Consider the following 3,368-nt stretch of genomic DNA (forward strand, 5'->3'; position numbering starts at 1 on the left):
CGCGCGCCAGCTCGAGCCAGAGATGGCCGTCATCGGGCAGCACCGTAGCCGCGGCCTCGTATTTCTGCATGGCCAGGCGATGGTCGCCGGTAAGCTGCGCCTGCTCGGCCGCGGCCTGCAGCGCCGCCAGTCCTTCGGTCGGCCTGTCATAGGCCGGATCGGTCAGCTTGTTGCGGTACTGCTGCGCCTGGTCGGCCATCCAGCTGGGGAAAAAACCCAGTTCCGGCGGCGCGCCGATATCGGGATCGCCATCGACATTGGCGACCTTGCCGGCAATGGCGCCGTTGAAGGGTCTAAGCTGGTTATAGTCGGATTTGAGAAAGCACCATTTGGCCTTGGTGTTGTAGGTGAAGGCGCGGCAGGCGGGGTCGCCGAGACATGTCGTCTTGCATTGGTCGAGGCTGACATTCTGGTCGGACCTGAGGTCGAACCCGAAATAGTCGGAATTGTCAGTCGTCACGATCCGCCGGGCTTCCGCCGCTTGCGCGACGCCGCTGAAGGCGAAAAAGAGAAGGACCAGGAACGAGATACCACGAGCCGCGCGCATTGCCACATCACCCTCCAGACATCGCCAGCGTTCCGGCATGATCAAGCTTCAGTCGAGCTTGTCAACGCCGGAGCTCGGCAGGTTCGCACCCGCCAACGGTTTCCATGCCGGCCAAAGGCCGGTATTTCGACAGAACCTCCATAGGACAGGGGATCACGCAATCTTGCGAAGACGCAAAAGGTGTGAATTCCAAGCCCTGTCTATTTCAGACAATTGGATTGTGGCCCCTTTACGAGCGTTTCAGAACTTCATTCCAATTTTAGTTTTGTCGACTAGGTTGTCTTAATGCCGGCGCATGAAAAGCAGATGTCAGGGGGGATCGCGCCAGGGCGCGGGCTTCCGCGCGCCCTGCTTTTGGCCGCGCTTTGCTCTGCTGTTTTCATTGCCGAATCGCAGCCGGCGACGGCCTTCGAGATATTCGGCATCAAGCTCTGGGGCTCTTCAAGCGACGAAGACGCCGATATTGTCGATCCGCTGCGCTATTCCGTGACCATCGAGGCGCCCGATGCGGACAAGGACCTGGTCAAGAATCTGGAAAATGCCTCGACGCTGAAGGCGGACGAGGAGCGCCCGGTCTCCGGCTCGCTCGGCCTGCTGGCCAAGGCGCGGGCCGACCGCGAGGGGCTGGTCGCCGCCCTCTATGCCGACGCCCGCTACGAAGGCGTCGTCACCATAACCATCGAAGGCAAGCCGCTCGACGACTTGCCGCCCGACGCCGAGTTCAAGGGGCCGCAACCGATCCCGGTGGCCATTTCCATCGCCGCCGGGCCGAAATTCACACTCGGCAACATCAGGCTGGAAGGCGACGCCGCGGGGCTCGCCAGCGCCGATTTCGGCCTGATCGCCGGTGGCGATGCCGGGTCGGGCGCCGTGCTCAAGGCCGAAGCGCTGATCGTGCGGGCACTCAAGCAGGAGGGGCGGCCGCTGGCGACGATCACGGACCGCCAGATCGTTGCCGAGCACGCCACCTCGACGCTCGACGTGACGCTGACGGTCGCGGCCGGCCCGGTCGCCGGCTATGGCGACACGACGGTCGAAGGCACCGAGAAGGTCGATCGCGACTTCACCGAATACATGACAGGGCTGAAGCGCGGCCGCCAATATTCGCCCGACGAGATCGACGACGCGCGCGACCGGCTGCTCGGGCTGGAAGTGTTCAACAGCGTGACGATGAAGGAAGGCGAAAGCCTCGACGCCGAGGGCAATATCCCGATCAACGTCCAGGTCAGCGAGCGCAAACCGCGTTATTTCGGGCTTGGCGGCACCGTCTCCAACACGGAAGGGCTTGGGTTGGAGGGCTATTGGGGTCACCGCAACCTGTTTGGCCGCGCCGAAAAGCTGCGCATCGAGGGCGCCATCAGCGGCATCGGCAGCAACGATCTCGGCGAGCTCAACTACAATGCCGGCATCATGTTCGAGAAGCCGGGCGTGCTCGGGCCGTCATCGAAATTCTTCACTGGCGTGAAGACGGTGTTCGAGCATCCCGACGCCTACGACCATTTCTCGGTCAAGGGCAACATGGGCGTCTCCTACGACCTGGACAAGAAGCAGAGGGTTTCGGCGGAATTCGCCCTCGACTATTCACGGATCACCGACACCTTCGGCAAGCACACCTATCTGATCGCCAGCGTTCCCTTGCAGTATGTCTATGACGGCAGGGACAATCGGCTCAACCCGACCAGCGGCTTCCGCGTGCTGGCCTATGCCGAGCCCAGCTACGACCTGTTGAACGGCGCGACGTTCCTCAAACTGAAGGGCGAAGGGTCGGCCTATCAGTCGCTCGACACGGCGAGCAAATTCGTTCTCGCCGAACGCGCCACCATCGGTTCCATCATCGGCACCGGCCTGCAAAACGTTCCGGCCGACCGGCGCTTCTATTCGGGCGGCGGCGGCTCGGTGCGCGGCTATGCCTATCAGGGCATCGGCCCCAAGGACATCGACGGGCAGCCGATCGGCGGGCTGTCATTCTTCGAGACTTCGGTCGAGATGCGCATCGCCGTCACCGACACGATCGGCATCGTGCCGTTCGTCGACGCCGGCACCGTTTCGACGAAGTCGTTTCCGGACTTTTCCGGTATGAAGGTCGGCGCCGGCGTCGGCGTGCGCTATCTTACACCGTTCGGGCCGCTGCGTGTCGATGCGGCGGTGCCGCTCAACCGCGGTCCGGGCGACCCGCATTTCGGCATCTATGCCGGCATCGGTCAGGCCTTCTGATGAAGACGTTCCGGCGCATCCTTCGCATTGTTCTCTACACGCTGCTCGTCGTGGTGGCGGCGGTGGTCGGCGCGCTGGTCGTGCTGACCAAGACCGAGCGCGGGCGCGACAATCTCGCCGGCATGATCTCGAATCTGGCGTCGAGCGACGAGCGCAAGGTCACCGTCAGCGGCATAGACGGCATCTGGTCCGGCGCCCTCAGGCTCGACCATGTCGTGGTCGAAGACCGCGGCGGGCCCTGGCTGGTGGCGCGCAAGGTGGCGCTCGACTGGTCGCCGCTGGCGCTGCTGTCGAAGAATTTCAGCGCCGAGCGCCTCGCTGCCGAGCGGATCGAACTGGCGCGGCTGCCAGTGGCAAGCAATCAGCCGGCGGAGAGCGGCACGACATCGCTGCCGGTTTCGATCGACGTGAAGCAGATAGACCTGCCGGAGATCGCGCTGGGCGAGGCGCTGGCCGGAAGCGGCATCGCCGAACTTGCCGCCAAGGGATCCGTCAAGGCCGAAGCCGCGCCGCTCTCGGTCGATACGGTTCTCAACGTCATCCGCCACGACGGCAAGCAAGGCAATGTCGACGCCAAGCTGCATTTCGCCCCCGCCGACAACAAGCT

General features: G+C 63.7%; 2 protein-coding genes and 1 pseudogene. 2 read left to right on the plus strand and 1 reads right to left on the minus strand.

Annotation, left to right across the window (positions count from 1 at the left end):
- Positions 1–553, minus strand: a 553-nt coding sequence (locus EN780_RS30365; RefSeq protein ID WP_245500173.1) for a PAN/Apple domain-containing protein, incomplete at its 3' end; no start/stop codon positions are given.
- A gap of 279 nt (positions 554–832) precedes the next feature.
- Between EN780_RS30365 and EN780_RS30370 the strand changes: the two genes are divergently transcribed.
- Both EN780_RS30370 and EN780_RS30375 read left to right on the plus strand, forming a co-directional pair.
- Positions 833–2,761 carry an autotransporter assembly complex family protein gene (locus EN780_RS30370; RefSeq protein ID WP_128276131.1) on the plus strand — a complete coding sequence of 643 codons (1,929 nt, stop codon included), beginning with the start codon at positions 833–835 and terminating at the stop codon, positions 2,759–2,761.
- Positions 2,761–3,368: pseudogene (locus tag EN780_RS30375) on the plus strand (translocation/assembly module TamB); the annotation flags it as partial. The gene EN780_RS30370 and the pseudogene EN780_RS30375, both read left to right, overlap by 1 nt.

The sequence above is a fragment of the Mesorhizobium sp. M4B.F.Ca.ET.089.01.1.1 genome, from assembly GCF_004022605.1.
Lineage (GTDB): Bacteria > Pseudomonadota > Alphaproteobacteria > Rhizobiales > Rhizobiaceae > Mesorhizobium > Mesorhizobium abyssinicae.